Origin of the sequence: Amycolatopsis sp. NPDC051045 (genome assembly GCF_040682955.1) — a bacterium.
Taxonomy (GTDB): domain Bacteria; phylum Actinomycetota; class Actinomycetes; order Mycobacteriales; family Pseudonocardiaceae; genus Amycolatopsis.
In genome coordinates this window covers 305,047-328,996 of the sequence record NZ_JBFBCC010000006.1, presented here as the reverse complement: position 1 = coordinate 328,996, position 23,950 = coordinate 305,047, and the positions used below count along the sequence as shown (strand labels likewise).

Sequence of the window (23,950 nt, the reverse complement as noted above, 5' to 3'; positions counted from 1 at the left end):
ACGCGAGTCACGGCTCTGATCACGCGAGATACGGGGTCAGAGGCGGCGGTTGGCGAGGGCGCCCGTGGCCGCGCGGGCCTGGGCCGAGATCGCGGGGTCCACGTCCACCAGCAAGGTCTCCGGGGCAGCGGCCGCCTGGGCGATGATCCGGCCGAAGCCGTCGGCGACCAGGGAGTACCCGATGCCCGTCGGTGCCTTCGGGTTGACCGTGACGCCCGTCGCCGCGGGGTCGGCCTGGCCGCAGCCCAGTACCCAGCAGCCCGAGTCCAGGGCCCTTGCCCGCACCAGGACCTCCCACTGGTCGCGCTTGCCCGCGCCCGCGCCCCACGACGTCGGCAGCAGGACGACGTCGGCGCCGTCGTCGGCCAGCGCGCGGAACAGTTCGGGGAACCGCACGTCGTAGCACGTCGCCACGCCGTAGACGACGCCGTCCAGTTCGAACGTGGTCGCCGAAGAACCGGGCGCCACCGTGTCGGACTCGGCGAAGCCGAACGCGTCGTACAGGTGGATCTTGTCGTAGCCGCGGTGGTGCCCGCCGCCGGTGATCAGGAGCGTGTTGCGGACCCGGCCGTCGTCCGCCGGGGTGAACATCCCGGCGACGACGACCACGTCGTGCTCGGCGGCCATGGCCGACACCGCCGACGCCCACGGCCCGTCGAGGGGCTCCGCGACCGGCTCCAGCGGGCGTCCGAAGCGCGCCATCGTCGCTTCGGGGAACACCACGATCCGCGCGCCGTCGGCCACCGCGGCCTCGACGCCTTCGCGAACCAGCTTCAGGTTCGCCTCCGGATCGTCACCCGAGTTGACCTGGCACAACGCGATTCGCGCCACCGCTGCCTCCTGCATGCTGGGATCGGCCGTCACCGGGGAGTATCGCTGAAAACCCGCTGGGCGTGACCTCGTACCCTGGTGGGCATGTTGAACCGCACCGACCTGCGCGGGCAGGTCCCGACCGCCGCCGAACTGCGCGCCACGCTCCCCCGCGCCGAATACGACGTGGACGCGGCGCTGCATCACGTGCGCCCGGTGGTCGAGGCGGTCCGCGATCGTGGTGTCGAAGCGGTCCTCGAGTACACCGAGAAGTTCGACAAGGTCCGCCCGGCCGCCGTGCGCGTGCCGGGGGCGGAGCTGACGCAGGCGCTGGCGCAGCTCGACCCGCAGGTGCGCGCCGCGCTGGAGGAGTCGATCGCCCGCGCCCGGAAGGTGCACGCCGAGCAGCGCCGCACCGACGTCACGACCACCGTCGTCGAGGGCGGCACGGTCACCGAGAAGTGGGTGCCGGTGGAGCGCGTCGGGCTGTACGCGCCGGGCGGGCTGGCCGTGTACCCCTCGACCGTGGTGATGAACGTCGTCCCGGCGCAGATCGCCGGCGTCGGGTCGCTGGTCGTGTGTTCGCCGCCGCAGGCCGCGTTCGGCGGGCTGCCGCACCCGACCATCCTCGCCGCGGCCGAGCTGCTCGGCGTCGACGAGGTGTGGGCGGCCGGCGGCGCGCAGGCCGTGGCGCTGCTGGCGTACGGCGGCACGGACACCGACGGCGCCGAGCTGGCCCCGGTCGACATGGTCACCGGGCCGGGCAACATCTACCTCACCGCGGCGAAGCGCCTGCTTCGCGGCCTCATCGGGATCGACTCCGAGGCCGGCCCGACCGAGATCGCCATCCTCGCCGACGAGACGGCCGACCCGGTGCACGTCGCCGCCGACCTGATCAGCCAGGCCGAGCACGACCCGCTCGCCGCGAGCGTCCTGGTGACGACGTCGCCGGCGCTGGCCGACGCGGTCGACAAGGAGCTGGTGAACCGGGTCGCCGCGACCAGGCACACCGAGCGGGTCGCCGAAGCGCTGGCCGGCAAGCAGTCCGGCGTCATCCTGGTGTCCACGGTGGCGGACGGCCTGCGGGTCGTCGACGCCTACGCCGCCGAGCACCTGGAGGTCCAGACCGCGGACGCGCGCGAGGTCGCCGCCCGGGTCCGCAACGCCGGCGCGATCTTCGTCGGCGCGTACGCCCCGGTTTCGCTCGGCGACTACTGCGCCGGGTCCAACCACGTGCTGCCCACCGGCGGGTTCGCCCGCCACTCCTCGGGGCTGTCCGTGCAGAGCTTCCTCAAGGGCATCCACGTCGTGGACTACACCGAGGACGCGCTGCGCGAGGTCGCCGGCCGCGTCGTCGCGCTGGCCGACGCCGAGGACCTGCCCGCGCACGGCGAGGCCGTCGCCGCGCGCTTCGAAGGCGAGGCTCGATGACCATCGGCGAAGAGGTCACCCTGGACGCGCTGCCGCTGCGCGAGGACCTGCGCGGCAAGTCCCCGTACGGTGCGCCGCAGCTGGACGTCCCGGTCCGGCTCAACACCAACGAGAACCCGTACCCGCCGCCGCCCGAGCTCGTCGCGGACGTGGCCGAGGCCGTCCGCGCCGAGGCCGCCGAGCTGCACCGCTACCCGGACCGCGACGCGGTGGCGCTGCGGCAGGACCTGGCCGACTACCTGAGCGTGTCGACGCGGGTCGTGCTGTCGGAGGCGAACGTCTGGGCCGCCAACGGGTCCAACGAGGTGCTCCAGCAGATCCTGCAGGCGTTCGGCGGACCCGGGCGCAGCGCGCTCGGCTTCGAGCCGTCGTACTCGATGCACCCGATCATCTCCTCCGGCACCCGCACCGAGTGGGTACCGGCGCCGCGCCGCGCCGACTTCACGCTCGACACGGCCGCGGCGGCCGCGGTGATCCGCGAACGGCGTCCGGACGTCGTGTTCGTCACCAGCCCGAACAACCCGACGGGTGGCTCGATCCCCCTGGCCGGGCTGCGCGAGGTGCTGGACGCGGCCACCGGGATCGTCGTGGTCGACGAGGCGTACGTGGAGTTCTCGGCACAGCCGAGCGCGGTGGAACTGCTGGCCGACTACCCGGCCCGCCTGATCGTCTCGCGCACGATGAGCAAGGCGTTCGCCTTCGCGGGCGGCCGGCTCGGCTACCTGGCGGCGGCGCCGGCGATGGTCGACGCGCTGCAGCTGGTGCGCCTGCCGTACCACCTCTCGCGGCTGACCCAGGCGGCGGCGCGGGCGGCACTGCGGCACGCGGACGCCACTTTGGACAGCGTGCACAAGCTGGCCGCGGAACGCGACCGGGTCGTGGAAGCATTGGCGGGCCTGGGTTACGACCCGGTGCCGAGCGACTCGAACTTCGTCCTCTTCGGACGGTTTTCCTCGCCCGCGGACGCTTGGAAGTCCTATTTGGACGCCGGGGTGCTGATCCGCGACCCCGGTATCGAAGGGCACCTGCGCGTCAGCATCGGCACCCCGGAAGAGAACGACGCCTTCCTCGAGGCGAGTAAGGAAGTCTCGCGATGACCCGCATCGGCAAGGTCGAACGGACCACCAAGGAGTCCTCGATCTCCGTCCAGCTGGACCTCGACGGCACGGGCGAGGTCGAGATCTCGACCGGCGTGCCGTTCTACGACCACATGCTGACGGCGTTCGGCGTGCACGGTTCCCTGGACCTCAAGGTCGAGGCGACCGGCGACGTCCACATCGACGCGCACCACACGGTGGAGGACACGGCGATCGTGCTGGGCCAGGCGCTCCGCCAGGCCCTGGGCGACAAGAGCGGCATCCGCCGGTTCGGCGACGCGTGGATCCCGATGGACGAGACGCTCGCCCACGCGGCGATCGACGTCTCGGGCCGGCCGTACTGCGTGCACGTGGGCGAGCCGGAGCAGTTCACCACGTTCACGATCGGCGGCAACTACCCGTTCGTGCTGACCCGGCACGTGTTCGACTCGCTGGCGTTCCACGCGCAGATCGCGTTGCACGTCCGGGTGATCCACGGCCGCGACCCGCACCACATCGCGGAGGCGGAGTACAAGGCGGTGGCCCGGGCCTTGCGCGCGGCGACGGAGCCGGACCCGCGAGCGGGCGGCATCCCGTCGACGAAGGGTGTCCTGTGAACAACGGAGTCGTCGGCGTGCTTCTGCTCGCCCTGGGCGGCTTCCTGGTGGGTGGGGTCTATTCGACCTGGAAGACGGCGAAGGCCTTCGCCGTGGTGCTGGGTGTCGCGGCCCTGCTCGCCATCGGCGGCGCCATCTTCTGGTTCATGGGCTGAGACGCGAAAAGGCCCCCTCTCGCGAGGGGGCCTTTTCCGTATTCGCTAGCGGTTCGCGCCGACCAGCTCGCGCTCCTCGGACTCGTCCAGGTGCTTCGTGAGCTTCTCGCCCTCCACGTCGACGTCCGGCAAGATGCGATCCAGCCACCTCGGCAGCCACCACGCGCCGCGGCCGAGCAGGGACATCACGGCCGGGACCAGGGTCATGCGGACCACGAACGCGTCCACCAGCACGCCGAACGCCAGCGCGAAGCCGATCGACTGGATCAACGACGATTCCGCGAGCACGAAGCCGGCGAAGACGCTGATCATGATGAGCGCCGCCGCGACCACCACGCGCGCGCCGTGCCGGAAGCCGGTGACCATCGCCTCCTGCGGTTCCGCGCCGTGGACGTGCTCCTCGCGCATCCGCGTCACCAGGAACACCTGGTAGTCCATCGCCAGCCCGAACAGCACGCCGATCAGCAGGATCGGCAGCATGCTCATGATCGGGCCGGTCGACTCGACGCCGAGCAGGTCCGTGAGCCAGCCCCACTGGAACACCGCGACCACCGCGCCGAACGTCGCCGCGACCGAGCCGAGGAAGCCGATCGTCGCCTTCAGCGGCACCACGACCGAGCGGAACACCAGCATCAGCAGCACGAACGCCAGCCCGACGATCAGTGCCAGGTAGGGCAGCATCGCGTCCGACAGCTTCTCGGAGACGTCGATGTTCGCCGCGGTCTGCCCGGTGACGGACAGTTTCGCGCCCGTCGCGTTCGTCAGCGCGCCGGATTCGGTGCGGATCGCGGCCACGAGGTCCTCGGTCTGCGTGCTGCTCGGGCCGCTCTTCGGGATCACCGTCAGCAACGCCGTGTCGCCGGTCTGGTTGACCCGCGGCGGCGTGACGGCGGCGACGTCGGGCAGCTTCTGGATGTCGGCCGCCGCCTGGCCGAGCGCGGCCTGGCGGTCGGTGCTCGCGGAGACGTCGACGACGACCAGCAGCGGCCCGTTGGAGCCTTCGCCGAAGCTGCGGCTGGCGATCTCGTACGCCTTGTGCTGCGTCGACTCCGGCGCCGCGGTGCTGTCGTTGGGCAGGCCGAGCTGCATGCCCAGCGCCGGCAGCGCGACGACGGCCATCCCGGCCAGCGCGACCAGCAGCACCGGGATCCGGTGACGGGCGACGAACCGCGCCCAGCGCTCGCCGTGCGTCGGCTCGACCGGCTTGCGGCGCAGCCGGATGCGGCCGCCGGCGACCCGGGACCCGGCGAAGCCGAGGATCGCGGGCAGCAGCGTCAGGGCGATGAACACGGCGATCGCGACGGTGACGGCCGCGGCGACGCCCATCTGGCCGAGGAACGGGATGCCGACGACGGTGAGGCCGGCCAGTGCGACGATGACGGTGAGCCCGGCGAACACCACGGCGGACCCGGCGGTGCCCGCGGCGCGTCCGGCGGCTTCTTCGGAGTCGCGTCCGAGGCTCAGCTCGTGGCGGTAGCGCGACACGATGAACAGTGCGTAGTCGATGCCGACGGCCAGGCCGATCATCAGCGCCAGCACCGGCGTGTTCGAGTTCAGCTCGAGGAACCCGGAGGCGAGGAAGATGCCCGCCATCCCCGTGCCGACGCCGATCAGCGCGGTGAGCAGCGGGATCCCGGCCGCGAGCAGCGAACCGAACGTGATGATCAGCACGACGGCGGCGACCGCGACGCCCAGGCCCTCGGTGGCGCCGGTCGCGGGCACGCCCTGCACGGCGTCGCCGCCGAACTCGACGGTGAACCCGGCGGCACGGGCGGCGGTCGCGGTGTCCAGCAGGGCCTGGCGGTCCTCGTCGGTCAGCTCGTACGCCTTCGCTCCGTAACTGACCTGGGCGAGCGCGACGCGCTGATCGGGTGAGATCGACCGCGCCTGGAACGGGTTGACCACGGCGGCGACCTTCGGTGCCGTCTTCAGCTGCCCGACCAGGGCTTCGACGGCGGCCTCGCCCTTGGCGTCGGTCACCGTGGTCCCGGCCGGGGCCTCGATCACCACGCGCGCGGTGGCGCCACCGGCGTTGGCCTGCGGAAACTTCTCGGTGAGCTGGTCGATCGCCCGCTGCGACTCGGTGCCGGGGATCGTCACCGAGTTCGACAGCTGGCCCGACAGCGTCAGCGCGCCCAGCCCCAGCCCCACGAGGACTGCCGCCCAGACGGCCGCCACCAGTGCTCGGCGCCGGAAGGAAAACCGGCCCAGCCGGTAGAGGAATGTCGCCACGAGTCAGCTCCGTTTCGCCTGAATGGGGTTCATTCACTCCATCAAGTGAGGTCCACGCTAGCCGATCGGCAAGGGTGTCTCCAAGCCGATCGGCAAGTATGTGACTTGCCGAACAGCAAGGTTTATCCCTGGCCGATCGGCTAGTGAAGCGGTTTGCTGATCGACAGGGCGTGACGTAGGCTCCGACGGCTGCTGAGGAGGAAGAATGACCGCCGGCCCGGCCGAGGACACCCGGACCCGACTGCTGCAGACCGCGCTGCGCCTGTTCACCGAACACGGGGTCGAGGGCACGTCGCTGCAGATGATCGCCGACGCGCTGGGGATCACCAAGGCGGCCGTCTACTACCACTTCAAGACGAAGGCGGAGATCACCGAGGCGGTCGCCGAGCCGGGCGTCCGCGACCTGGACGAGCTGGTGCGGCGAGCGGCGGCGCAGAAGCGCCGGGGCGCGCAGGTGGACCTGCTGCTGGAGGGTTTCGTCGACCTGGTGATCCGCCACCGGGTGCTGGTGGCGCTGTTTTCGAGCGACCCGGGGATCGCGCGCGCGATCGAGAAGTCGGCCTACGGCGGCGCCGAGGGCTTCGGCCGCGCGCTGCTCGGCATCCTTTCGGGCCCCGACCCCGACACGACGGCCCGGGTCAACGCCCTGGTGACGCTGACGGGCATCGCGATGGCAGGCGGTTCCCCGGACCTGGCCGGCCTCGGCGACGAGGAGCTCCGCGCGGAACTCCTCGACGTGGCCCGCCGCCTCCTGGGCCGCCCCCGCCGCCGAGCCTTGAACCCCGTGTCGACCCTCTGATCACGCGAGATGTCCCGCCAATCACGCGAGATGCCCTTCCGATCACGCGAGATGCCCCGCTGATCACGCGTGCCGAGCCGGCCGCTCGAGATGCGGAGCGATTCTTTTCGTTGATGGCAATCGGTTCAGATGCCGCCCTCGACCGCGGGACGCAGTTTGCCGGCGCCGGGTCCGTACCGGGCGAGCTGGTCGTCGTTGTTGTACAGCGCGCAGCTGCGCAGTGAGAGGCACCCGCAGCCGACGCAGCCGGTGAGCCGGTCGCGAAGCCGTTGCAGGGCGTCGATCCGCGCGTCGAGCTCGTGCTGCCAGTCGCGGGACAGGCGTGCCCAGTCCGCCTTCGTCGGGGCGTGGTCCACCGGCAGCGTCGCCAGCGCCGCGCTGATGTCCTCGAGGGAGAGCCCGACCCGTTGCGCGGCACGGATGAACGCGATCCGGCGCAGCACCGAGCGGGCGTAGCGGCGCTGGTTGCCCGCCGACCGCTCCGAACTGATCAGCCCCTTTTCTTCGTAGAACCGCAGTGCCGTGTGCGGAACCCCGCTGCGTTCCGCCACCTGTCCGATGCTGAGATGTTCAGCGAGCCTGGTCACCAGGTCAGGCTATCCTTGACTTCGAGTTTAGTCGAGGTTGCATCGTCGGGGCATGACCACTGTGACCGAACCGGGCTACGCCGACCTGCCCCGGCTGATTTCGCTGATGACCGGCGACGAAAAACACAGCGCCGCCGCGGAGTCCACTTTGGACGTCCTGTGGGTGCTCTACGACCGCGTCCTCGACGTCACGCCCGAGAACTTCCGCGAGCCCGATCGCGACCGCTTCCTGCTGTCGAAAGGGCACGGACCGATGGCGTACTACGCCGTGCTCACCGCGAAAGGCTTCCTCGCCGAGGCGGAGCTGCCGACGTGGTCCGACCCGGTGTCGCGGCTCGGCCACCACCCCGACCGGCGGCGGATTCCCGGCGTCGAGATTTCCAGCGGATCCCTCGGCCACGGCCTGCCGATCGCGCTCGGCACCGCGCTCGGCCTCCGGGCCCGCGGCCTGACGCGCGCGAAGGTCGTGACGCTCGTCGGCGACGCCGAGCTGGACGAGGGTTCGAACCACGAGGCGATCGTCGTCGCGGCGCGCGACGGCCTCGAAAACCTGACCACGGTGGTGATCGACAACCAGTCGTCGACGCGCGGCTGGCCGGGCGGGATCGCCCGCCGCTTCGCTGTCGAGGGCTGGGAGACGCGCACGGTGTCCGGCCGTGACCACGAAGCGTTGTACGACGCCTTCACCACCGCGCACCCCGGCCGGCCGCTGGCCGTGGTCGCCGTCGTCGAACCGAAGGGCTGAACATGTTGCCGATGCGCGAGACGTTCCTCGCCACCACCGAACGGATCATCGACGCCGACCCGGACGTCGCGGTCGTGCTGGCGGACATCTCGGCCGCCCAGCTCGCCGGGGCGGCGCGCCGGCACCCGGACCGGGTGATCAACGTCGGGATCCGCGAGCAGCTGCTGGTCAGCACGGGCGCCGGGCTGGCGCTGGCGGGGCTGCGGCCGATCGTGCACACGTTCCCGTCGTTCCTGGTGGAGCGCGCTTTCGAACAGATCAAGCTGGACTTCTCGCACCAGGAGGTCGGTGGCGTCCTGGTGTCGTGGGGAGCGTCGTACGACATGTCGACGGCGGGCCGTACGCACCAGTCCCCGGGCGACGTCGCCCTGATCGATTCGCTGCCGGGCTGGACGGTCCACGTGCCGGGCCACCCGGAGGAGGCCCGCCGGTTGCTGCTGGAGTCGATCCCCGGCGACGGGCGCGTCTACCTGCGGCTTTCGGCGCAGGAAAACGTTTCCCCACACCTGGGGGTGGGTTTCACCCGGTTGCGGTCCGGCTCGTCCGGCGTCGTGGTGGCGGTGGGCCCGGTGCTGGACCGCGTCCTGCGGGCGACGGCGGGCCTGGACGTGACGGTGCTGTACGCGTCGACGATCCGCCCGTTCGACGGCGCCGGTCTGCGGTCGGCGGTTCTCGATGCTTCCGCTTCGGTCGTTCTCGTGGAGCCGTATCTGGCGGGGACGTCGGCCTACTGGGTGACGGAGGCGCTTTCCGATGTGCCGCACCGGCTCAAGGCGCTGGGAGTCCGGCGGGACGCGGAGGTCCGGACGTACGGCGGGATTGCGGACCACGATCTGGCGCACGGGCTCGACGCCGGGTCGTTGGGGTTGTCCATCAGGGAGTTTTTGGGGGAGTAGGCGGGGTGTCGCCGGTGCTGGGGGTACCGGCGGCGGGGTGCTTGTAGCGGACATTGACCGTACGGTCGTGCTCTATCAACTTCATGAGCTTCTCGTTGTTCCGGCGTTCCTCGATGCTGTTGCGCGGCAGTTCCGTGTGGAGGCTTTCGTAGAGTTTGAAGCGATTGAGATCCACGACAGTGGCCATGATGGTCATGTAGTCGGCTGCGGATGCCGCTGTAGCGCGATAAGCCAGCCAGCTGAGGGCATACGGGACCAGGGCCACCAGCAACCACAGGCCATCGGTCGCGAGGAAGCCACACGTCATCACGGTGGCAACCATGAAGACCACGCAGAGCCGCACGGTCAGGTCGAACTGCTGGCGAGCGTCTCGCAAGTGGTCCAGGTGCCGTTGCTCGGCCACGAGGGAGAAATGCTGAGCAGTGAGGATGACATCGAGCCCGTACTGTTTGCCGACGCGGTCCTCGGAGCCACGCAACACATTGCCCAAGCGCGTGGGCATCGTTCTGGCCATGACCGGATAGGAATGAATGACCCCGAAAAGCGCGTCCTCGGCCGCTCGTAAGCCCGCGAAGTTCGCGCCTGCGGCGGAATCGAAGATCTCGTTGCGGCGTGTCTCCCTGGTCTTGGCATCCCAAGTCCGCGGATCTTCGTCGTAGAGGTCTTCCAGGAGTCGGTCGAGTCCGGCGATCCGGCGCCGGCGAAGGGCCTTTCGCCGCTCGTCGAGCAGGTCCAACCGGCGGCGATGGCGGTCGATCCGCCAGCGCAGTATCAGCCGCGCCGGCCCCGAGCTCCCCCAGTAACCCTCGAGGAGCCGCGTCATCCCGAACTGCAGCGGATTCAGGACCAGGCCGACGATCAAGGACGCCGGCAGGATCCACAGCAGTGCTCCGGCGTAGCTGCTCGGAGTCCACCCGGATAGCGCGTTGTGCAGCTGACGCAGGTCTGGTCGGCCGCGCCAGGAGTTGCTCGTGATCAAGACGGCGCCCCACAGCACCAGGAACAGGGACGGGATCATTCCCACGATCCCGAAGTAGCGGCCGACCCGGGTGCCGGTCGACGTGGCGGCGTCGGTCAGCGAAGTCCCGGCGGTCATCGGGACTTCGCCGAGGGGTTGAAGCCGCACTTCGAACAGCTACGGCCTCCGTGGTTGTTCCGTTTGACGCGCCCCTTGCAGCGGGGCCGTGGGCACGGCTCGTCGTCGTCAACCGGTTCGGGGTCGCGCTCGCGATCGCCGGGTTGCCGGTAGCTCGGATCCTCGTAACGAGCGAAGGGCGCGGTCCGGGCGGTGCCGAACATCAGCCGCAGCAGGCCCATGGCCCTCACCCCGCCCTCCAGGATCCGACCATGTTAGGCCAGCATTCAGGCCGAGTCGACAAGCGAGGACGAGGTGATCATGGGCCCGTCGCCCTGGGCGGTGCCCGCCGTGGGCATTGTGGTCGTCGCCCTCGCCGGGGTCTTCGGGGGTGCGTGGGCTTGGCTTGCCGTCGGGGTGCTGGCGGTGACCGGCGCCGGAGGGGTCGGCTTGCTGGTGCTCCGCGAGCGGCGGACCGATAACGTGACGCCCATGGGGCACTCGATCAGGCCGCTCGCGTTGGCGGTCATCTGGCGCGGCGACGCACTCCTCGTCTTCGACGGGCGCGACGACTTCAAGGACGAGACCTACTACCGGCCGCTCGGGGGTGGGGTCGAGTTCGGTGAGAGCAGCAAGGATGCCCTGAAGCGCGAGTTCCTCGAAGAGCTCGGTGCCGAGATCGAAGTCGGGAAACAGCTCGGGGTGCTCGAGAACGTCTTCACCTGGCGAGACCGGCCCGGTCACGAGATCGCCTTTCTCTACGACGCCCGGTTCACCGACGAAAGCTTCTACGGGCGTGAAGAAATGAAAATCCTCGACGACCCCGCCACCGCGCGGTGGGTCGACGTGCGCCACTTCCGCGACGGCAGCAAGATCCTCTACCCCCACGGGCTCGTCGACCTCCTCTCAGCGCAGCAGGGACCGGGCCGTCGGTGAGAGTTCCACGGACGAAGCCGACGCGGCACGGCTGAACCACACCGAAAACGGGCCGTCCGTGCGGACCGGCAACTGGGGGAACGTGTTCGGCGACGGCTCCGTCTCGAACGCCGCGAACGCCGACTCCGGTGGGGGCGACTGAGCAGACACCGTCACGTGCACGCCCGCGCCCGGAGGTGGGGCACTGAGCCCGCGGCGGACCGGGCGCAGCAGCAGGACGTTGTCCGAGTCGATCATCGTCGCGTTCGCCGCGGCTCGGTGCTCCTTCCAAACCGGGCCGAAGTAGAACTGCTCCAACGCCTCCTTGCGGGCCTCCATCGAGCGGAACCCGCGCAGCCACACGAACTCGTCCGGGGCCGCCGGTGCTCGGAACAGCCCGAACAGGTGCGCGCCCGCCGCCTCCTGTGGCTCGATGAACTCGCGCTCGAACAGCTCGATCAGCTCGTCGCGGCGGCCGGGGTGCAAGGTGTAGCGCCGCAGCTCCACCACGGTTTCGAACTCGGAAAACGTCATGGAGCAGAAGCTAGCGGGCACCACCGACAAAAACGATCAGCGGAACGCCGCCAGCCCCGTCACCGCCTGGCCGAGCGACAGCGCGTGCATCTCCTCGGTGCCTTCGTACGTCAGCACCGTCTCGAGGTTCGCCATGTGCCGCATCACCGGGTACTCCAGCGAAATCCCGTTCGCGCCCAGCATCGACCGCGCGGTCCGGGCCACGTCCAGCGCCGAGCGGACGTTCGCCATCTTCCCGAAGCTGACGTGGTTGTGGTGCAGCTGCCCGGCGTCCTTCAGCTGCCCGATCCGCAGCGCCACCAGCCCGGCGCGGTTGACCTCGACGACCAGGTCGGCGAGCTTGCGCTGGGTCAGCTGGAACCCGGCCAGCGGCTTGCCGAACTGCGACCGCGACAGCGTGTACTCCAACGCCGCTTCGTAGCACGCGCGCGCCGCGCCGACGACGCCGAACAGGATTCCGTAGCGGGCTTCGTTCAAGCACGACAGCGGTCCGCGCAGCCCGCGGACCTCGGGGAACGCGGCCGACGAAGGCAGCCGGACGCCGTCCAGGACCAGTTCCGCGGTCAGGGATGCCCGCAGCGACAGCTTGTGCTTGACCTCGTTCGCGGTGAAGCCCGGCGTCGACGTCGGGACGACGAAGCCGCGGATCCCGTCGTCGGTCTGCGCCCAGACGACCGCGACGTCGGCGACGGTTCCGTTGGTGATCCACATCTTGGTGCCCGAGAGCACCCAGTCGGCGCCGTCGCGCACCGCGCGCGTCCGCATCGAGCCCGGGTCGCTGCCCGCGTCCGGCTCGGTCAGCCCGAAGCAGCCCAGCGCCTCGCCGGTCGCCATCCGCGGCAGCCACTCCTGCCGCTGCTCCTCGCTGCCCCACTTGTGGATCGCGTACATCGCCAGGGAGCCCTGCACCGACACGAAGCTGCGCAGGCCCGAGTCGACGGCCTCGAGTTCGCGGCACGCGATGCCGTACGCGACGGCGCTGGTGCCGGCGCAGCCGTAGCCCTCCAGGTGCATGCCGAGCACGCCGAGCGAGCCGAAGCCCTTCGCCAGCTCCGCGGCGGGGAGTGCGCCCGTTTCGTACCAGTCGGCGACGTGGTCCAGCAGGTTGTCCTTCGCGTACGCGCGGACGGCGTCGCGGATGGCGCGTTCCTCCTCGGCGAGCCCGGCGTCGAGGTCGAGGAAGTCGTGCGGGTCAGGGGTGCGGCTCATGAGGGCTCCCGGGGGACGCGTCGATGCGGCCACCGCAGGAAACCACAGTCAGGCGTCTGTCCTCCGCGTGGCGTTCGTCACGCAGGCAGCAGACGTGCTCGGCGTGCACCGCGGGCGGGTCTGCTGGCGTGGGATCAGCAGCTCGCCGAACTGCGGAAACGGCACGCTTTCGATGTCGTCGCGCCAGGCGTGCAGCATCTGGGACAGCAGATCGTCCTCGGCCATCTTCGCCTCCCTGGCGTCCGGTCGTGCCGGGCCGAACCCACACGATCGGGTGAAGTGATACCCGGCGAGCGGGACACTCAAACGGCCTTCTTCAAGATTTTTCCGGCGGGCGGCGCGCCTGTGGCAGGATGGCGTCGCCGCCGCCAAGGCCTCAACTCCCGAGGAGCGCACGTGCGCGCACTGCGGACGGCAAGTCTGCTCGCCCTCACCACCGCCGCCCTGCTCGCGGCCACCGGCGTCGCCGACGCGCACGGAACCGGCTGGCGGCAGACCGGCCACACCACCGCCGAGAACCGGATCAGCGGCGAGGGCCTCGCGACCCTCCGGCTGCCGGGCCACGCGCCCGGGATCGTCTACCGCAACGGGGCCACCATCCCGCAGCCGCTCAAGGACGAGGGCTGGGGCCACGTCGGCGACCCGGACTCGCTGCGCGGCTACGTCTTCGACGTCTACCAGGACACCCGCACCCCGACGCCCACCACGAAGATGTACCTGGTCACCCGGCCCGACGGGACGACGACGGAGTTCGTCCATCCCCTGCAGCCCGACGAGCCGGCCGCCAACGCGAACGCCCAGGTCGCGGCCACGCCCGACGGCCAATGGCTCGTCTCCGGCCCGCTGGGCGAGATCGACCGCCTCTACGTCTCGCCGGCCCCCTTCCTCAACCCGCGCGGCCCGAAGGCGGCCGGCGACCTCCCCGTCGCCGCCCGCATCCACCTCGACCACCACATCCGCAGTGCCCAGGGCTGCGACTTCGTCACCGCGACGCGCCTGATCTGCGCCACGAGTGACCCGTACAACGACTTGTACCCGACGAACCTGCAGCTCCTGCAGATCGACCTCGCGAGGCCGCTGAACGGCCACGACGTCACCGCGCGGGTGCACGAGATCGGTCAGGTTCCCCTGACCGGCACCTGCACGGGGACCTTCACCCCCGAGGGCGTCGACTACGACGACGGCGTGCTGCGGGTGGAGGTCGTGCCGCCGTCGCCCTGCAACACCGTGACCGACGTCTATTCGTTCGAGCGCCGCTGAGTCCTGCGGCTACGCTGGGTGGCGTGTCTCGTGTGGTGATTCTCGATTACGGTTCCGGCAACCTCCGCTCCGCCGAACGCGCCGTCGCGCGCGCCGGGGCCGACGTCGAGGTCACCGCCGACCCCCATGCCGCGATCGAGGCCGACGGCCTGGTCGTGCCCGGCGTCGGCGCCTACTCCGCCTGCATGGCGGGGCTGCTGGACGTGCACGGCCACCGGATCATCGGCAAGCGGCTCGCCGGCGGGCGGCCGGTGCTCGGCATCTGCGTCGGCATGCAGATCCTCTTCTCCCGTGGCGTCGAGCACGGCGAGGAGACCGAAGGCACCGGGGAGTGGCCCGGGGTCGTCGACCGGCTGCACGCCGACGTCCTGCCGCACATGGGCTGGAACACCGTGCGCGCGCCGGCGGACTCGCAGCTGTTCGCCGGCCTCGACCCGGACGAGCGGTTCTACTTCGTGCACTCCTACGCCGCGCGCAAGTGGGAGCTGGACGGCCTGCCCGGCCAGGAGCCGAAGGTGACCTGGGCGAACCACGGCGAAGACTTCGTCGCCGCGGTCGAGAACGGGCCGCTGTGGGCCACCCAGTTCCACCCGGAGAAGTCCGGCGACGCCGGCGCGCACCTGCTGCGCAACTGGCTGGCGACCCTCTGACCGGGTGATCCGGGCCGCCGCCCTAGAGTTACCCGCGTGACTTTCACGCTGCTTCCCGCCGTTGATGTGGCCGATGGCCAGGCCGTGCGACTCGTCCAGGGCGAGGCCGGTACCGAGACCTCCTATGGCAGCCCGCTCGAAGCGGCGCTCGCCTGGCAGCGCGACGGCGCCGAGTGGATCCACCTGGTCGACCTCGACGCCGCCTTCGGCAAGGGCAGCAACCGTGAGCTGCTCGCCGAGGTCGTCGGCAAGCTGGACGTCCGGGTCGAGCTGTCCGGCGGCATCCGCGACGACGCGTCGCTGAAGGCCGCTTTGGACACCGGCGCCCGCCGGGTCAACCTCGGCACCGCCGCGCTCGAGGACCCGGAGTGGACCGCCCGGGTCATCGGGGAGTACGGCGACCGCGTCGCGATCGGCCTGGACGTGCGGATCACCGAGGCCGGCCACCGGCTTTCGGCCCGGGGCTGGACCTCCGACGGCGGCGACCTGTGGGACGTCCTGGAGCGCCTGGACCGCGACGGCGCGTCCCGCTACGTCGTGACCGACGTCAGCAAGGACGGCACGCTGCGCGGCCCCAACCTCGAACTGCTCCGCGACGTCGTCGCCCGCACCGACGCGCCGGTGATCGCCTCCGGCGGGGTGTCGAGCGTGGCGGATCTCGTCGCGCTGGCGGGCCTGGCGTCCGACGGCGTCGAGGGCTCCATCGTCGGCAAGGCGCTCTACGCCGGCGCCTTCACGCTGCCGGAGGCCCTCGCCGCGGTCGCGAAGGTCTGACCGGGCAGGGACACCGCGGCCCGGCGCGGCAGCAGCCCCGTGACGCGGTGAGCACGGTGGTGACGGCTGTCCGGCCGATGGCCGCCGGCCTGCACGCCACCGAGTGGTGCGCGCTCAGAAGGGCGACGCGTGGTCGTCAGCTCTGCGTCGGACGGTAAGTCGTGATCGTGCCGCCGTGGCCGAACGGCAGGACCTCCACGGGCGCGAACCCGCGCGGCCCGAAGCCGCCGCTGAACATCGGCAGCCCGCCGCCCGCGACCACCGGGAAGGACTTGACGACGGCATGGTCTCCGGGAACTCGGCGCGCACGTGGGCGACCATGTCGGGAGCGAGGGGGTGGAAGTCGGTCTCGCCGTCCGGTCCGGCGATCACGCCGTCGATGCTGACGCCGATGAAGTACACGAGCTTGCGCACGGGTGTCCCCCTATCGAAATAACTTCGAATGTAGTACTTTGCTTGAAGTGGTCGAGACCATAGTACTACGTCTGGAGTGGTGTCAAGATCATGGTGCGACGCAACCCCGAGCGGCGGGCCGCCCTGCTCGACGCCTCGATCGAAGTCCTGGCCAACGAGGGCGCGCGGGGGCTCACCTTCCGCGCGGTCGACCAGCAGGCCGGGGTGCCGGTCGGCACGGCGTCCAACTACTTCTCCAGCCGCGACGACATCCTCAAGCACGCGGGGGAGCGGGTGTACGAGCGGCTGGTCGACGAACAGGTCATCGCGGACGGCCTGGCGGGGCCGCGCGACCGGGCTCGCGTCACCGAGCTGATGCACGCGCTGGTGGACCGCGTGGCCGCCTTCCCGACGGGTTTCCTGGCGCTGCTCGAACTGCGGCTGGAAGCCACGCGGCGGCCGGAACTGCGGGAGGTGCTCACCCGCCGCATCCGGGCGGACGTCGACTTCAACGTCGCCTACCACGAGAAATCCGGTCTCCCCGGCGACGGCACGATGGTGGTCCTGCTGTGGCTGGCGCTGAACTGGCTGATCATGGAACGGCTGACCCTGCCCGATCTGTTCACCGACGAGCAGCGCCACGACCTCGTCACGGCGCTGGTGGATCGCCTGCTGGCCGGGCAGCCGGCCTTACCTCCGGGGTAATCGACTCCGTGCCGGCGGTGGGTCAGGATTCCTTTCGGGACAACGAAAGGATCGCCATGACCGCCTACGGACTCGCCCACCTGCGCCCGCCCGCCGTGCTGCCGGAAGAGGTCTTCCGGTACTTGGAACGCATCCAGGCCACGCTCGACCCGTACGGCGGCAAGTTCGTCGTGCACGGCGCGCCGGTGCAGGTGCTGGAAGGCGACTGGCCCGGCGCGCTCGTGATCATCGAGTTCCCGAGCCTCGCCGCGGCGCACGAGTGGTACGGCTCGCCCGCCTACCAGGAGATCCTGCAGTTGCGCGCGGACCACATCCCGGGCGATCTGATCCTCGTGGAGGGCTGCGGACCGGACCACGACTCGGCCGCCATGGCGGCCGAGCTGCGCGCCGCCGGATGAGGCCGAAAAGCGGCTGACAGCGGCCCGTGGGGGCCGTAGGTTGCCGCGGTGGAGGAGATCGTCACCCAGCTCGAAATGACCGCCGCCGATCAGCTGAACCCCGCTCCGCTCGTCGACGGCGTCTCGCTGCGGGCGACCGAGCCGGGGCCGCTGATCCGCGACCTGCACGTCCGGATCGGGACGCCCCACCGGTGGCCGAGTGCGTCCCGCGGTGACGGCGAGTGGGAACGCTGGCTCGCCGAACCGGGGCGGGAGTACCGGCTCATCGAATACCGCGGGGAAGTCGCCGGCGCCGCGGATTTCGAGCCGCAGCGGGAGAACGACGTCGAGATCACCACGTTCGGCCTGCTGCCCGGGTTCGTCGGGAAAGGGCTCGGCGGGTACGCGCTCACCCTTGTCGTCGCCGACGCGTGGAAGCTGCCCGGCACCCGCCGAGTCTGGCTGCACACCTCGACGCTCGATCACCCGAACGCGCTGCCGAACTACCTGCGGCGCGGCTTCCGCAGCTTCAGCCGTCCAGTTTGACGGCGATCCCGACCGTCCGGTCCGCCGGCCCGCGCAGCTTCGAGAAGAACATCGTGACGCGCCCGACGATGCCGTACTTGCGGGCGATCATGCGCCGGGCCCGCTCGGTGCCCGCGGCGTCCAAGAGCCGGGCCTGGCCGGACACCTTCGCGCCGTGCGTCTTCCGCCCGCGCACGTCGCAGGCCTGGACCTCGATCCGGCCGTCGTTGCGGATGCGCTTGACCTTGCCGGCCTCCCGCACCGAGCACAGCACGAGTTCGCCGCTTTCGCCGGCCACCCAGATCGGGGTGGGCACGGCGCGCCCGTCGCGCCGGAACGTGGTCAGGACGACGTAGCGCTCGGTGGCGAGCCGGTCGGTCTCGGAGGTCATGGGCTCACCGTAGCCGGGTGGGAAATGCCTAGGCCTTTCGGCGCCAAAACCCCACACGGCCGGCCGAAGCGTTTCGACACCGATGTCTGAAACGCTTTGTGGGCTCGATCATCCCGCACACTGGAGGGCGAAGATGGCGGTCACACACGAAGTACCGGTTCATCCGCAAGCGGGGTTCTTCGGCGCCGGGCCGTATCCCGCGCGCCGCGCCGCCATCGCCGTCGTCGCGGTCCTGGCGGGGTTCGCGCTGACCGCGATCTGGTCGGCGCCGTTCGTCGACTCCGTGATCGGCGACAGCGTCGCGAACGGGCTCCTCGGCTACGACGCCAAGGCCACCCCGATCAGCGGCGTCCTCGCCGGCACGCTCTTCGCGTTCGTCTCCGGCCTCGCGGGGTCGTTCACCGCCTGCAACATCGCCGCCTTCGGCGCGGTCGCCCCGCTGGTCGGCGAGCAGGCGGGCGGGAAGCGGAACGCGCTCAAGCCGCTCGGCTGGATCGCCGCGGGCATGCTCGCCGTGTCGGTGGTCTACGGCGTGATCGTCGCGCTCGTCGGCACGCGGATGCCGCAGTTCTCCACCGCCAAGACCACCGGGCTGTCGCCGCGCAGCGTCCAGTCCATGGTCGCCTTCGGCGTCGTCGGCCTGGTCTTCCTGCTGATGGGCCTGATCGCCCTCGGCATCGTCCGCAACCCCCTGGCCGGCTTCACCCGCCGTCATCCGGCGGCCCCGCTGGTCCTGATGGGCGCGCTCATCGGCGGGTTCCTCATCGGACGGCCGTACCCGCTGTTCCGGATCATGTTCCGCAGCGCCGCGGAGCAGCACAACGTGCTCTACGGCGCCGCCGCGTTCGCGCTGCAGTCGGTCGGCAACATCGTCGTCATGGCGGTGCTGTTCCTCATCCTGACCCACGCCACGGGCGGACGCGTGCAGCGCTGGCTGGCCGCGAAACCGGCCCGGATCGCGACCGTGACCGGCGTGGCCCTGCTCGTCGGCGGCACGTTCACGTTGCTCTACTGGGACGTCCGCGTGCTCGGCAGGCTGGGGATCATCTGGTTCCCGATGATCAACTGGTAGCCCGGCCGAGCCACCGGTAGTCCGGTGCGGGGTCGAGCTGGACGCCGTCCGCGACGGCGATCAGCTCGGCCTCCGGCCGCGACCCCGACACCCTCAGCCAGCGTCCCGACGGCAGCCGGACCGCGACCATCGCGTCGCTTCCGTTCTTCGGCGCCACGAAGAAGCCCTGGCCGCCGCGGACCATCACCGGTGCGCCGCCGGTCATCCCAAGGGGATTCGGGCCGACGGTGGCCCGCACCACGGCGATCGACGGCCGGGCCGGGTCCGCCGCGGTCAGCTCGGTGCTCGCGTCGGCGGGGCCGGCGCCCTGCACCGCGGCCGAACGTTCGGCCAGCCCCGGCGGCAGCGGGCCGAACCGCAGCTCGCCGCGGACCTCGACCGGTTCGGCGGTGACCGCGTCGGCGAACCGCTGGGCGACCGCGCGGGCCTCCGGGATCCCGGCGATCGACGCGCACAGCACGTGCTCGTCGTCGGCGAGCCAGGTGAGCTGCGCGGCGCCGCCGGAGCCGGTGAGCATCGCGACCCGGCCGTGCACCAGGGCCTGGTCCCGGATCGACGCGATCTTCAGCGCGGTCTGCGACCACTCGGGGTCGGCGGTGGAGTACGCCGACAGCGTGATCGAGCCCGGGCCGGCGAACCACCGCCGGACCTGCGGGGTGATGCCGGGCCCGCCTTCGCGGTACTGCTCGGTGAAGCCGCCCGGCAGCCAGCCGGGGCCGTAGGCGAGTACCGGGCGACCCGCGGCCGGCACCAGGTCCGGCCTGGTCAGCAGCTGGGCGCCCGCGACGACGCCGACGACCAGCGCGACCACGGCGGCCGCCACCAGCGCGAGCCGGGCGGGCGCGCGCCGCCGCCGGCCGGCACGGGCGAGCGCTTCCTGCACGGCCCGCCCGTCCGGGGCGCGGGCGGCGAGGCGGTCCAGGCTCTCCCTGATCAGCGTCTCGGTCTCGTGCTCGCTGCGCGTCATTCGGGGGCTCCGGCGGTGATGACGGTGGGGGGCGACCCCGCGGGGTGCGGGGCCTGGCGCAGGGTGGCCAGTGCGCGCGCGATCTGGCTGCGCACGGTGGAGGTGCCGCACCGCAGGACCGCGGCGATCTCGGCGTCGGAATAGTTCTCGTAGTAGCGCAGCACGATGGCGGCGCGCTGCTTGCGGGGCAGCGTGGCGAGCAGGCCGAGCATCGCGTCGCGCTCGTCGTAGGCGGCCGCCGGATCGGGTTCCGGCGGGCCGAGCGCGTCGAGGACGTCGTGGCTGCTGGGCACCATCCGCCGCACCGCGCGCCGCCGCCACGACAGGTATTCGTTGGTGACCATCCGCCGCACGTAGGTGGGCGGGGTGGCGATGCCGTCCCACCGCTGCTGGGCGCGCAGCAGCACGTCCTGGACGATGTCCTGCGCCAGGTGCGGGTCGTTCGTCAGGACGGTGGCGTAGCGGAGCAGCCCGTCCAGCCGCTCCGCCACGAACTCTTCGAAGCTCACACGCGTCCTCTCCGTCACCCCTGTGGACGCATGAGCCGGCCGGGCTGCTGCACCCCGGGCGAAAATTTATCGCGAGAGGACGTCCTCCAGCCGGACGAAGGCGAAGCCCGTGGTCGGCAAGGGCCCTGCGACGGGGCGGCGCTCGCCGTCGTGGACCACCAGGAGGCCGTGCGGGAAGCGGCGGCCCAGCGGGGCCGTGGTGATCGCCGAGCCGTCGGAGTGCTCGACCGAGTCCGTGCCGCGGCCCGCGACGATCCGCAGGTCACGGGGGTGCTTGCCGTACACGACGAACCGCGAGTCGCCCTGGCTGGAGGCGAACAGCGTGCCGTCCGCCACCGCCAGGCCTTCCGCGTCGGCGGTCAGCCACCGGCCGCCGTAACCGGAGTCGGGGCCGTCCGGGACGCACTCCTCGGTGCCTGCGTCCCAGCGCTGCGGGACGCCGAACGAGCGCACGCGGTCGACCAGCTCGGGTCGCCCGAAGCCCGACGCGGTCAGCGGGATCCGCCAGATCCCGACGTCCTCCTGGGCGGTGTAGAGCACGCGGCCGTCGAGCACCGAACCCTCCAGCTGCGGCCGCTCGCCGGGCTCCTCGCACGGCGACCAGGTGGCGCCGCCGGGCAGGCGGAACCGCGACGGCAGGTCGATCACCGAGATCGGCGCGGTGCCGACCGTGCCGCCCGGCCGGTCGACCAGCCGCAGCAGGGCCACGCGCGTCTCGTGCCGCCGGGTCACCGCCACCCACCGGACGCCGGTGCGCGGGTCACGGCCCGCGGCCAGGCCGTACGCGGTCCGCTGCTCGTCCACTTCGGACTCCGACGCGGAGAACACCGGCGCCGCGGCGGGGTCGGTGACGTCGCGCAGCACGCGCGCGCCGGCCGCCGAGCCCGCTGGGTCGATCCGGTAGACGCGGACCCGGTCGCGGCCGCGGTCGCTGACGACGGCCAGGTCCCCGACGACGTCGACGTTGTTGAACCGCCCGCCCGGGCCCGCGGGGACGAGCTGCAGGGTCCGCGCGCCGAGGTCGAACGCGGCCAGGCCGCCTTCCTTGAGGGTGCCGAGCACGACGCTGCGCTCCGGGTCGCGCGGGTGCACCCAGACGGCGGGATCGTCGGCGTCGGCATCGGCGGGGACCGCACCGGGGTCGTCGACGAAGGCCTGGGTCTGGAGCAGCGGCGCCGGATCGCGGGCAACGGCGGAAGCGGGGACGGCGGTCAGCAGGCAAAGGGCGGCGACGGCCACCGGGAGGAGTCTGCGCACGCGTGGAACCTAGCCGGACCGGGTGGCCGGGACGTGAACGGCGGATGCCGCGGCACGCTCCCGGCCGTGCCATTGCCTGAGGTCCGGACCCTCTTGACTACGCTGGTGGCATGTCTGTCGCGGTGCGGGTGATCCCCTGTCTCGACGTCGACGCGGGCCGGGTGGTGAAGGGCGTCAACTTCGCCGGCCTCCGCGACGCCGGCGACCCCGTCGAGCTGGCCCGGCGCTATGACGCCGAAGGCGCCGACGAGCTCACCTTCCTCGACGTCACGGCGTCCTCCGGCGACCGCGAGACCACCTACGACGTCGTCCGCCGCACCGCCGAGCAGGTCTTCATCCCGCTCACCGTCGGCGGCGGCGTCCGCAGCAACGACGACGTCAACCGGCTGCTGCGGACCGGGGCCGACAAGGTCAGCATCAACACCGCCGCCATCGCCCGGCCGGAGTTCCTCAGCGAGGCCTCCCGGCGGTTCGGGGCCCAGTGCATCGTGCTGTCCGTCGATGCGCGGCGCGTGCCCGAGGGCGGTGAGCCGACCCCCTCCGGCTTCGAGGTCACCACCCACGGCGGCCGCCGCGGGACCGGGATCGACGCCGTCGAGTGGGCCGCGCGGGGCGAGGAGCTGGGCGTCGGGGAGATCCTGCTGAACTCCATGGACGCCGACGGCACGAAGAACGGCTTCGACCTCGAACTCATCGAGCTGGTGCGCAAGGCCGTGCGCGTCCCGGTGATCGCCAGCGGGGGAGCGGGCGCCGTCGAGCACTTCCTGCCCGCCATCCGGACCGGCGCCGACGCCGTGCTCGCCGCCAGCGTGTTCCACTTCGGACAGCTGAAGATCGGCGACGTCAAGAGCGCGCTGCGCGAAGGCGGGGTCGAGGTCCGGTGAAGTCCTGGCGGGCACCCGTCGAGGTGAAAGTCACCGCCGTCCTGCTGGTCGGGCTGCCGATCGCGTGGGCGCTGCTCGACCTGATCCCCGTGCTCGGCGCCGGGGCGGGCCCGGCCATCTACCGGATGCCGGCGCTCGCGCTGATCCTCGGCGCCGTCGTGACCGCCGGGCTGGTCCTCAAGCACGGCAGTGCGCGGATCGGCGGGCTGGTCGTCGTGGTGGTGTTCGCGCTGCTGCACGCGTTCCTGCTGATCGGCGCCGAGCTGTGGTGGAACAAGCTGTTCTCCGGCCTGTCCTTCGCCGGCTACGGCTACGCGTTCGTCCTGTTGAACTCGATGCCGCTCAAGCGGCACATCCTGGGAGTGCGAGCATGACCCTCGACGCGGCCGTCTCGGCGCGCCTCAAGCGCAACGCCGACGGCCTGATCGCCGCGGTCGTCGTCGAGCACGCCACTTCGGACGTGCTGATGATGGCCTGGATGAACGACGACGCCCTCGCCGCCACCCTGGCCACCCGCCGCGGCACGTACTGGTCCCGCAGCCGGCAGAAGCTGTGGGTCAAGGGCGAGACGTCCGGGCACTACCAGCACGTCCGTGAAGTGCGGATCGACTGCGACGGGGATACGGTCCTGCTGCGCGTCGACCAGACCGGCCCGGCCTGCCACACCGGCACGCACACCTGTTTCGACACCGAGGAGCGCCTGCTCCTGGCCGATGAGAAAGAGCACGCGTGACCATCGTCGCCGACATCCTGGTCGGGCTCGTCGCCCTGATCCACGTCTACATCGTCGTCCTGGAGATGTTCCTCTGGACGACGCCCCGCGCCCGCGCCGCCTTCGGCACGACCGAGGAGTTCGCGGAGGAGAGCAAGACCCTCGCCGCGAACCAGGGGCTGTACAACGGCTTCCTGGCGCTCGCGCTCGTGTGGGGCCTCATCGCGAGCGACCCGACGGGGTTCCAGCTGAAGCTCTACGGCCTCGTCTGCGTGATCGTCGCGGGTCTCTACGGCGCCGCGACGGCCAGCAAGCGGATCCTCTTCGTGCAGGTGCTCCCCGGCGCGCTGGCGCTCATCGCGCTGCTGCTGGCGCGGTAGGGGTTCCGGAGCG

Annotated in this window: 30 protein-coding genes; 19 read left to right on the top strand and 11 right to left on the bottom strand. The window is 71.3% G+C overall.

The window, feature by feature from the left end:
* Window positions 1-36: 36 nt before the first annotated feature.
* Entirely contained in the window at window positions 37-831 is a 795-nt protein-coding gene (locus tag AB0M80_RS17910) for a carbon-nitrogen hydrolase family protein (RefSeq protein ID WP_364565529.1), read from the bottom strand.
* An 84-nt stretch (window positions 832-915) separates the two neighbouring features.
* Between AB0M80_RS17910 and hisD the strand changes: the two genes are divergently transcribed.
* Genes hisD through AB0M80_RS17890 form a run of 4 tightly spaced genes read left to right on the top strand, consistent with a single transcriptional unit; the run spans window position 916 to window position 4,089 of the window.
* The gene (hisD, locus tag AB0M80_RS17905) at window positions 916-2,241 is read left to right on the top strand and encodes a histidinol dehydrogenase (protein ID WP_364565526.1); all 1,326 of its coding nucleotides are present in this window, start codon (window positions 916-918) and stop codon (window positions 2,239-2,241) included.
* On the top strand, window positions 2,238-3,338 hold the full coding sequence (locus AB0M80_RS17900) for a histidinol-phosphate transaminase (protein WP_364565523.1): 1,101 nt from the start codon (window positions 2,238-2,240) through the stop codon (window positions 3,336-3,338). Before hisD ends, AB0M80_RS17900 begins: the two co-directional genes overlap by 4 nt.
* A complete protein-coding gene (hisB, locus tag AB0M80_RS17895) occupies window positions 3,335-3,934 on the top strand; it encodes an imidazoleglycerol-phosphate dehydratase HisB (RefSeq protein ID WP_326947373.1) in 600 nt (199 codons plus the stop codon). Before AB0M80_RS17900 ends, hisB begins: the two co-directional genes overlap by 4 nt.
* The gene (locus tag AB0M80_RS17890) at window positions 3,931-4,089 is read left to right on the top strand and encodes a hypothetical protein (RefSeq protein ID WP_364565520.1); all 159 of its coding nucleotides are present in this window, start codon (window positions 3,931-3,933) and stop codon (window positions 4,087-4,089) included. Before hisB ends, AB0M80_RS17890 begins: the two co-directional genes overlap by 4 nt.
* 45 nt (window positions 4,090-4,134) lie before the next feature.
* Here the strand turns inward: AB0M80_RS17890 and AB0M80_RS17885 are convergent, their stop codons facing one another.
* Complete coding sequence (locus tag AB0M80_RS17885; RefSeq protein WP_364565517.1) at window positions 4,135-6,321, bottom strand: MMPL family transporter; 2,187 nt, start codon at window positions 6,319-6,321, stop codon at window positions 4,135-4,137.
* 205 nt (window positions 6,322-6,526) lie between these two features.
* On the opposite strand from AB0M80_RS17885, the gene AB0M80_RS17880 reads away from it, so the two are divergent.
* Window positions 6,527-7,120: a TetR family transcriptional regulator gene (locus AB0M80_RS17880; protein ID WP_364565514.1), complete on the top strand. Its 594-nt coding sequence runs from the start codon at window positions 6,527-6,529 to the stop codon at window positions 7,118-7,120.
* A 125-nt stretch (window positions 7,121-7,245) separates the two neighbouring features.
* Here AB0M80_RS17880 and soxR read toward each other — a convergent pair whose 3' ends face one another.
* Window positions 7,246-7,707 carry a redox-sensitive transcriptional activator SoxR gene (soxR, locus tag AB0M80_RS17875; protein WP_364565511.1) on the bottom strand — a complete coding sequence of 154 codons (462 nt, stop codon included), beginning with the start codon at window positions 7,705-7,707 and terminating at the stop codon, window positions 7,246-7,248.
* 52 nt (window positions 7,708-7,759) lie between these two features.
* Between soxR and AB0M80_RS17870 the strand changes: the two genes are divergently transcribed.
* Window positions 7,760-8,452 carry a thiamine pyrophosphate-dependent enzyme gene (locus AB0M80_RS17870; protein WP_364565509.1) on the top strand — a complete coding sequence of 231 codons (693 nt, stop codon included), beginning with the start codon at window positions 7,760-7,762 and terminating at the stop codon, window positions 8,450-8,452.
* 2 nt (window positions 8,453-8,454) lie between these two features.
* A complete protein-coding gene (locus tag AB0M80_RS17865; protein WP_364565506.1) occupies window positions 8,455-9,348 on the top strand; it encodes a transketolase in 894 nt (297 codons plus the stop codon).
* On the opposite strand, the gene AB0M80_RS17860 is transcribed toward AB0M80_RS17865, so the two are convergent.
* Window positions 9,326-10,444, bottom strand: coding sequence for a hypothetical protein (locus tag AB0M80_RS17860; RefSeq protein ID WP_364565503.1), 1,119 nt, complete (start codon window positions 10,442-10,444; stop codon window positions 9,326-9,328). The genes AB0M80_RS17865 and AB0M80_RS17860 overlap by 23 nt on opposite strands.
* Before the next feature lie 300 nt (window positions 10,445-10,744).
* Here AB0M80_RS17860 and AB0M80_RS17855 point away from each other — a divergent pair, with 300 nt between their 5' ends.
* The gene (locus AB0M80_RS17855) at window positions 10,745-11,359 is read left to right on the top strand and encodes an NUDIX hydrolase (protein ID WP_364565500.1); all 615 of its coding nucleotides are present in this window, start codon (window positions 10,745-10,747) and stop codon (window positions 11,357-11,359) included.
* Here the strand turns inward: AB0M80_RS17855 and AB0M80_RS17850 are convergent.
* From AB0M80_RS17850 to AB0M80_RS17840, 3 genes are read right to left on the bottom strand one after another with little or no spacing between them, the layout of a single operon-like run.
* Window positions 11,330-11,872: an NIPSNAP family protein gene (locus tag AB0M80_RS17850; RefSeq protein WP_364565498.1), complete on the bottom strand. Its 543-nt coding sequence runs from the start codon at window positions 11,870-11,872 to the stop codon at window positions 11,330-11,332. The two genes, AB0M80_RS17855 and AB0M80_RS17850, sit on opposite strands and share 30 nt — an antisense overlap.
* Window positions 11,873-11,908: 36 nt before the next feature.
* Window positions 11,909-13,081 (bottom strand): acyl-CoA dehydrogenase family protein, encoded by a 1,173-nt coding sequence (locus AB0M80_RS17845; protein WP_364565495.1) that lies wholly within the window; start codon window positions 13,079-13,081, stop codon window positions 11,909-11,911.
* A 48-nt stretch (window positions 13,082-13,129) separates the two neighbouring features.
* Window positions 13,130-13,306 carry a hypothetical protein gene (locus AB0M80_RS17840; protein ID WP_364565492.1) on the bottom strand — a complete coding sequence of 59 codons (177 nt, stop codon included), beginning with the start codon at window positions 13,304-13,306 and terminating at the stop codon, window positions 13,130-13,132.
* Window positions 13,307-13,477: 171 nt separating this feature from the next.
* Here AB0M80_RS17840 and AB0M80_RS17835 point away from each other — a divergent pair, with 171 nt between their 5' ends.
* From AB0M80_RS17835 to AB0M80_RS17810, 6 genes are all read left to right on the top strand, one after another.
* Window positions 13,478-14,341: a hypothetical protein gene (locus AB0M80_RS17835; protein WP_364565489.1), complete on the top strand. Its 864-nt coding sequence runs from the start codon at window positions 13,478-13,480 to the stop codon at window positions 14,339-14,341.
* Between the two features lie 32 nt (window positions 14,342-14,373).
* The gene (hisH, locus tag AB0M80_RS17830) at window positions 14,374-14,991 is read left to right on the top strand and encodes an imidazole glycerol phosphate synthase subunit HisH (protein ID WP_364565802.1); all 618 of its coding nucleotides are present in this window, start codon (window positions 14,374-14,376) and stop codon (window positions 14,989-14,991) included.
* Window positions 14,992-15,027: 36 nt separating this feature from the next.
* The gene (gene priA, locus AB0M80_RS17825) at window positions 15,028-15,765 is read left to right on the top strand and encodes a bifunctional 1-(5-phosphoribosyl)-5-((5-phosphoribosylamino)methylideneamino)imidazole-4-carboxamide isomerase/phosphoribosylanthranilate isomerase PriA (protein ID WP_364565486.1); all 738 of its coding nucleotides are present in this window, start codon (window positions 15,028-15,030) and stop codon (window positions 15,763-15,765) included.
* Between the two features lie 504 nt (window positions 15,766-16,269).
* A complete protein-coding gene (locus tag AB0M80_RS17820; RefSeq protein WP_364565484.1) occupies window positions 16,270-16,863 on the top strand; it encodes a TetR family transcriptional regulator in 594 nt (197 codons plus the stop codon).
* Window positions 16,864-16,919: 56 nt separating this feature from the next.
* Window positions 16,920-17,261 (top strand): DUF1330 domain-containing protein, encoded by a 342-nt coding sequence (locus tag AB0M80_RS17815; protein WP_364565481.1) that lies wholly within the window; start codon window positions 16,920-16,922, stop codon window positions 17,259-17,261.
* Window positions 17,262-17,309: 48 nt separating this feature from the next.
* Window positions 17,310-17,786: a GNAT family N-acetyltransferase gene (locus AB0M80_RS17810; protein ID WP_364565479.1), complete on the top strand. Its 477-nt coding sequence runs from the start codon at window positions 17,310-17,312 to the stop codon at window positions 17,784-17,786.
* Here AB0M80_RS17810 and AB0M80_RS17805 read toward each other — a convergent pair.
* Entirely contained in the window at window positions 17,770-18,156 is a 387-nt protein-coding gene (locus AB0M80_RS17805) for a PPOX class F420-dependent oxidoreductase (protein ID WP_364565476.1), read from the bottom strand. The genes AB0M80_RS17810 and AB0M80_RS17805 overlap by 17 nt on opposite strands.
* Window positions 18,157-18,289: 133 nt before the next feature.
* Between AB0M80_RS17805 and AB0M80_RS17800 the strand changes: the two genes are divergently transcribed.
* Window positions 18,290-19,228 carry a hypothetical protein gene (locus tag AB0M80_RS17800; RefSeq protein WP_364565473.1) on the top strand — a complete coding sequence of 313 codons (939 nt, stop codon included), beginning with the start codon at window positions 18,290-18,292 and terminating at the stop codon, window positions 19,226-19,228.
* Here the strand turns inward: AB0M80_RS17800 and AB0M80_RS17795 are convergent.
* The 3 genes from AB0M80_RS17795 to AB0M80_RS17785 form a co-directional block, all read right to left on the bottom strand.
* A complete protein-coding gene (locus AB0M80_RS17795) occupies window positions 19,218-20,195 on the bottom strand; it encodes a hypothetical protein (protein WP_364565470.1) in 978 nt (325 codons plus the stop codon). The genes AB0M80_RS17800 and AB0M80_RS17795 overlap by 11 nt on opposite strands.
* The gene (locus AB0M80_RS17790) at window positions 20,192-20,704 is read right to left on the bottom strand and encodes a SigE family RNA polymerase sigma factor (protein ID WP_364565467.1); all 513 of its coding nucleotides are present in this window, start codon (window positions 20,702-20,704) and stop codon (window positions 20,192-20,194) included. Before AB0M80_RS17790 ends, AB0M80_RS17795 begins: the two co-directional genes overlap by 4 nt.
* 66 nt (window positions 20,705-20,770) lie before the next feature.
* A complete protein-coding gene (locus tag AB0M80_RS17785) occupies window positions 20,771-21,943 on the bottom strand; it encodes a phytase (RefSeq protein ID WP_364565800.1) in 1,173 nt (390 codons plus the stop codon).
* Window positions 21,944-22,071: 128 nt separating this feature from the next.
* Here AB0M80_RS17785 and hisF point away from each other — a divergent pair, with 128 nt between their 5' ends.
* Genes hisF through AB0M80_RS17765 form a run of 4 tightly spaced genes read left to right on the top strand, consistent with a single transcriptional unit; the run spans window position 22,072 to window position 23,937 of the window.
* Window positions 22,072-22,845 (top strand): imidazole glycerol phosphate synthase subunit HisF, encoded by a 774-nt coding sequence (gene hisF / locus AB0M80_RS17780; protein ID WP_364565464.1) that lies wholly within the window; start codon window positions 22,072-22,074, stop codon window positions 22,843-22,845.
* Window positions 22,842-23,219 (top strand): hypothetical protein, encoded by a 378-nt coding sequence (locus tag AB0M80_RS17775; protein WP_364565462.1) that lies wholly within the window; start codon window positions 22,842-22,844, stop codon window positions 23,217-23,219. The genes hisF and AB0M80_RS17775 overlap by 4 nt, the downstream gene beginning before the upstream one ends.
* Entirely contained in the window at window positions 23,216-23,578 is a 363-nt protein-coding gene (gene hisI / locus AB0M80_RS17770; RefSeq protein WP_086841627.1) for a phosphoribosyl-AMP cyclohydrolase, read from the top strand. Before AB0M80_RS17775 ends, hisI begins: the two co-directional genes overlap by 4 nt.
* Window positions 23,575-23,937, top strand: coding sequence for a DUF1304 domain-containing protein (locus AB0M80_RS17765; protein ID WP_364565459.1), 363 nt, complete (start codon window positions 23,575-23,577; stop codon window positions 23,935-23,937). The genes hisI and AB0M80_RS17765 overlap by 4 nt, the downstream gene beginning before the upstream one ends.
* The last annotated feature ends 13 nt before the right edge of the window (window positions 23,938-23,950 follow it).

Coding starts and splice junctions, on each gene's coding strand:
- hisD (WP_364565526.1), top strand. CDS start 916: ATGTTGAACCGCACCGACCTGCGCGGGCAGGTCCCGACCGCCGCCGAA.
- AB0M80_RS17900 (WP_364565523.1), top strand. CDS start 2,238: ATGACCATCGGCGAAGAGGTCACCCTGGACGCGCTGCCGCTGCGCGAG.
- hisB (WP_326947373.1), top strand. CDS start 3,335: ATGACCCGCATCGGCAAGGTCGAACGGACCACCAAGGAGTCCTCGATC.
- AB0M80_RS17880 (WP_364565514.1), top strand. CDS start 6,527: ATGACCGCCGGCCCGGCCGAGGACACCCGGACCCGACTGCTGCAGACC.
- AB0M80_RS17870 (WP_364565509.1), top strand. CDS start 7,760: ATGACCACTGTGACCGAACCGGGCTACGCCGACCTGCCCCGGCTGATT.
- AB0M80_RS17865 (WP_364565506.1), top strand. CDS start 8,455: ATGTTGCCGATGCGCGAGACGTTCCTCGCCACCACCGAACGGATCATC.
- AB0M80_RS17860 (WP_364565503.1), bottom strand. CDS start 10,444: ATGACCGCCGGGACTTCGCTGACCGACGCCGCCACGTCGACCGGCACC.
- AB0M80_RS17855 (WP_364565500.1), top strand. CDS start 10,745: ATGGGCCCGTCGCCCTGGGCGGTGCCCGCCGTGGGCATTGTGGTCGTC.
- AB0M80_RS17850 (WP_364565498.1), bottom strand. CDS start 11,872: ATGACGTTTTCCGAGTTCGAAACCGTGGTGGAGCTGCGGCGCTACACC.
- AB0M80_RS17845 (WP_364565495.1), bottom strand. CDS start 13,081: ATGAGCCGCACCCCTGACCCGCACGACTTCCTCGACCTCGACGCCGGG.
- AB0M80_RS17840 (WP_364565492.1), bottom strand. CDS start 13,306: ATGGCCGAGGACGATCTGCTGTCCCAGATGCTGCACGCCTGGCGCGAC.
- AB0M80_RS17820 (WP_364565484.1), top strand. CDS start 16,270: ATGGTGCGACGCAACCCCGAGCGGCGGGCCGCCCTGCTCGACGCCTCG.
- AB0M80_RS17815 (WP_364565481.1), top strand. CDS start 16,920: ATGACCGCCTACGGACTCGCCCACCTGCGCCCGCCCGCCGTGCTGCCG.
- AB0M80_RS17805 (WP_364565476.1), bottom strand. CDS start 18,156: ATGACCTCCGAGACCGACCGGCTCGCCACCGAGCGCTACGTCGTCCTG.
- AB0M80_RS17800 (WP_364565473.1), top strand. CDS start 18,290: ATGGCGGTCACACACGAAGTACCGGTTCATCCGCAAGCGGGGTTCTTC.
- AB0M80_RS17795 (WP_364565470.1), bottom strand. CDS start 20,195: ATGACGCGCAGCGAGCACGAGACCGAGACGCTGATCAGGGAGAGCCTG.
- hisF (WP_364565464.1), top strand. CDS start 22,072: ATGTCTGTCGCGGTGCGGGTGATCCCCTGTCTCGACGTCGACGCGGGC.
- hisI (WP_086841627.1), top strand. CDS start 23,216: ATGACCCTCGACGCGGCCGTCTCGGCGCGCCTCAAGCGCAACGCCGAC.